This window comes from uncultured Henriciella sp. (genome assembly GCF_964005855.1).
Lineage (GTDB): Bacteria > Pseudomonadota > Alphaproteobacteria > Caulobacterales > Hyphomonadaceae > Henriciella.
This window is the reverse complement of sequence record NZ_CAXFSW010000040.1, coordinates 1-3741: the sequence shown is the minus strand read 5'-3', so window position 1 is coordinate 3741 and position 3741 is coordinate 1. Positions and strand designations below refer to the sequence as shown.

Annotated in this window: 5 protein-coding genes; 3 read left to right on the top strand and 2 right to left on the bottom strand. The window is 61.6% G+C overall.

Annotation, left to right across the window (positions count from 1 at the left end; translation table 11 throughout):
- Nucleotides 1-554: DNA-formamidopyrimidine glycosylase family protein (locus tag ABNU55_RS15630; protein WP_348764589.1), on the bottom strand; the 554-nt coding region annotated here is incomplete at its 3' end.
- A 49-nt stretch (nt 555-603) separates the two neighbouring features.
- Between ABNU55_RS15630 and ubiE the strand changes: the two genes are divergently transcribed.
- The gene (gene ubiE, locus ABNU55_RS15625) at nt 604-1392 is read left to right on the top strand and encodes a bifunctional demethylmenaquinone methyltransferase/2-methoxy-6-polyprenyl-1,4-benzoquinol methylase UbiE (RefSeq protein WP_290748340.1); all 789 of its coding nucleotides are present in this window, start codon (nt 604-606) and stop codon (nt 1390-1392) included.
- A 5-nt stretch (nt 1393-1397) separates the two neighbouring features.
- Here the strand turns inward: ubiE and ABNU55_RS15620 are convergent, their stop codons facing one another.
- Nucleotides 1398-1583, bottom strand: coding sequence for a hypothetical protein (locus ABNU55_RS15620; RefSeq protein WP_290748338.1), 186 nt, complete (start codon nt 1581-1583; stop codon nt 1398-1400).
- Nucleotides 1584-1654: 71 nt separating this feature from the next.
- Between ABNU55_RS15620 and ubiB the strand changes: the two genes are divergently transcribed.
- Nucleotides 1655-3187, top strand: a complete 1533-nt coding sequence (ubiB, locus tag ABNU55_RS15615) for a 2-polyprenylphenol 6-hydroxylase (protein ID WP_348764588.1) — start codon at nt 1655-1657, stop codon at nt 3185-3187.
- 93 nt (nt 3188-3280) lie between these two features.
- The coding region (locus tag ABNU55_RS15610; protein WP_348764587.1) for a hypothetical protein at nt 3281-3741 on the top strand (461 nt) is incomplete at its 3' end.

Genomic DNA, 3741 nt, shown 5'->3' with positions numbered 1-3741 from the left:
ACATAGATGTTGCCAAGACCGGCAATGACGCGCTGGTCGAGGAGGACCGATTTGATCGGTCCCGACTTGTTCGCCAGCGCCTCATTCAGCCAGGCATGGGAAAATTCGTTGGAAAGTGGCTCAGGCCCAAAGCCCGCAAGACGCGGATAGACATCGAGCTGGGAGAGGGGCCAGATCTCCATGAAGCCGAAGCGGCGAGGGTCGTTATAGGTGACCGTCTCACCGCCTTCCATCGTGAAGACGACGTGATCATGTTTGGTATCCGGGCCGATTTCATGGTGGAAATTTCCGGGCCGTCCGCCCCCTGTAATGGTGAACCGTCCCGACATTCCAAGGTGCATGATGAGTGCATCACCGGTGTTCAGCTGGGCCACCAGGTATTTGGCGCGTCGGCTCAGCCGTTCGATCCGCTTGCCCACAGTGCGCTCCAAGAAATCGGTGGCGAACGGAAACCGAAGATCAGGCCGGCGCAGTTCGACCGACAGGATACGCCTGCCATCCATGACGGGGGCAAGGCCGCGGCGAACTGTCTCGACTTCAGGCAATTCTGGCATGGAAAGGCGATATAGCGTTTCGCGAGAGCTGCCACTATGGTCGCCGCGCATGACTGATGAAATCAAGACAGACAAGACCGTAAGCTTCGGCTTTGAAGAGGTCTCTCCGGAAGAGAAGGTGTCCCGCGTGAAGGGCGTCTTCCAGTCGGTGGCGGGTCGCTATGACCTGATGAACGACCTCATGTCGGCCGGGGTTCACCGGCTCTGGAAGCACGACACGATTGCCAAGCTGAACCCGCAGGCGGGCGAACACCTGCTCGACGTGGCAGGCGGCACGGGCGACCTCGCCAAGGCGTTTATCGACCGCGCTGACAGGGCAGGCCGCCGGCGCAGGCGGGATTCGCAGGCGCAGGCGACGGTCTGCGACATCAATGAGGCGATGCTGAATGCCGGGCGCGCCCGCCGCGACATGGCCGCCTATGAAGGGCGCCTCGACTGGGTGTGCGGCGATGCGCAGGCCCTGCCTTTCGAAGACAAGACGTTCGACGCGCTGTCCATTGCTTTCGGCATCCGGAACGTAGCCGACCGGGCGGCCGCCCTTTCAGAGTTTCGCCGCGTGCTGAAACCTGGTGGGCGTCTCGCCGTGCTTGAATTCAGCCATATGACCGCGCCAGCGTTCCAGAAACTCTACGACGCCTACAGTTTCAGCGTCATTCCGAGGCTGGGAGAAGTGATCGCCTCCGATCGCGAGTCCTATCAGTATCTGGTCGAGTCCATCAGGCGCTTTCCGAAACAGGAAGCGTTCAGAAAAGAACTGGACACGGCCGGTTTCGCGGCCGTGTCCGTTACAAATTTCTCAGGCGGTATTGCCGCGCTTCATTTTGGATGGGCGGCTTGAGGGGACTACTCGTCGGGCGTATCGACGGCCACGCCGTCCTCGCTGACCGAGATCGAAAGGTCAGCGTCACCGCCAGCTGCGCTGCTCGGCTGGCCGGCGAAATACCAGATGCCGAAGCCGATGACGGCCACGAGAAGGGCGCCTACAAGAAAGTAGAGAAAACCATTGTTGGATTGGGCGTTGTCAGCCATCTGTCATCTCCTTGTTGTGGCGATCAAAACGCCGATGCATTGAAGCCGTTCCCGAAGACTGGAGACTTTCATTGCTGAAAGCGCTTGCTGACTATGGCCGGCTGATGCGGGCAGGCACCGCCCTGGTGCGCCACGACGTGATCCTGCCCGGCGAATATCAGACCCGTCTGCCGCTACCGGCGCGCATGGCGGGGCGGGTGCTGCGCCTGTTCGGTGGCCGCGCAACCGGCCGCCCGGGCGAGCGTCTCGCCACCGCGCTAGAAAAGCTGGGGCCTGCCTATATCAAGCTCGGCCAGTTCCTGGCGACGCGGCCGGATGTCTTCGGGGCTGAAACGGCTCAGGATCTTTCACGCCTGAAGGACAAGCTGGACCCCTTCAGCATGGACGCCGTCCACAGAATCCTCGCCAGTGAGTTTGGCGAAGAACAGGCCGAAAGCCTGTTTGCTGGCCTCGGTGAGCCTGTCGCAGCGGCCTCGCTCGCGCAGGTTCACAGGCTGGAGACCTCAGACGGGCCGAAAGCGGTCAAGATCCTCCGCCCAGGTGTGGAAGCCATGATCTACCATGAGCTACGCGCCATCCGCCGCGCCGCGCGCACGGTCGAGCGTGCCTCGGTCGAGAGCCGCAGGCTGGAGCCGGTCAAATTCACCGAGACGGTCGCGACTTCTATGGAGAAGGAACTCGATTTCCGTCTTGAGGCCGGCGGCGCCGACCAGATGCGGGCGATCTCGGAGCAGGAAGACTGGTTCCGCGTGCCCGCCGTGGACTGGGACCGCACGGCCCAACGTGTGCTCACCATGGACTGGGTGGAGGGGATCCCGCTGACGCGCCCCGAGGCCCTCGACCAGCCCGGGCTGGAACGGGTTGAGCTCGCCAACAAAATCACCCGCGGCTTCCTCTCCCATGCCATCGGACACGGCGTTTTCCATGCGGACATGCATGAAGGCAATATACTCATCCTGCCGGACAATGAGGTGGGCCTTGTTGATTTTGGCCTGATCGGACGGATCGGCCTTAATGAACGTCGCTTTCTTGCAGAAATACTGTGGGGCTTTATCCGCCGTGACTATCAACGCGTGGCCGAGGTTCATTTCGAGGCAGGTTATGTCCCTGCCAACCAGTCCGTCGGGGAGTTTGCGCAGGCGCTGAGATCCATTGGCGAGCCCATCCACGGCAAGCCGGCCGAGGACGTCTATATGGGGCGCATCCTGCTGCAGCTCATGGACTATACGCGCACGTTCGGGATGCGTCTGAGGCCGGAACTGGTCCTCCTCCAGAAGACGATGGTTCAGGTCGAGGGGGTCGCCCGCTCCATCGATCCGAAACACGATATCTGGAAAGCCGCCGAACCCATCGTGAAGGGCTGGATTGCGCAGAATTTCGGGCCTTCTGGCGCAGCGAAGCTGGCTGCGCGCCAGACCCGTGAGGTGACCGAACGGCTAAAACGGCTGCCTTATGTCATGGATGCCTTTGAAGACTTTCTTGAAAGGGATCGCGTCCGCGAAGCGGCCGATACAACCCCGGCAGGGCCGCCCTGGTGGGCGTGGTTCGGCCTTGCCATAAGCCTTGCGGCAATTGCCGGACTGACCATCTCTCAGTTCGCGTAGCACGAGAATGAGCTGGGCGCTCGCGGCGTTCGTGTTAGGTTAATTGTGGATTAACCTAAACAACCTGCTCACGCTTCCCCCGGAGAGCCGCTCATGAAGTATATTACAGCCCTTGCCGCCGCCCTTTTTCTGCCCGCCATTCCAGCCGCCTCGGCGCAGGCTTATGGCTGTTCGGAACTGAGCGGCGGAACCTATACGCAGACCTGCGAAACCTCTTCCGGGGCGGCCACAAGGATCATCCGGGTTGAGCGTCAGGCCCGCGGGCACCCGGCCTCTGCGGGCCAATACACCTCAAGCGCCTATGTCGATAGCTATACCAGTTCGCAGGTGAGCCGCCATCCAGGCGCCTATGCGCATGACGCCAGCCCTTACAGCTATTCTCACGCCTATCCGGTGCGCCATGCGGACGGGGCGGCAACGAGCTATGGTTTCGAGTGGTGGGCGTCTGACCGCTATTATGGACGCGATTATTATCCCACCACGGCCTACACAGCGCACCAGCCCGTGCGCCATGGCAGCGATGTCACCGTCTATCGCGGCAGTGGCACCTATAC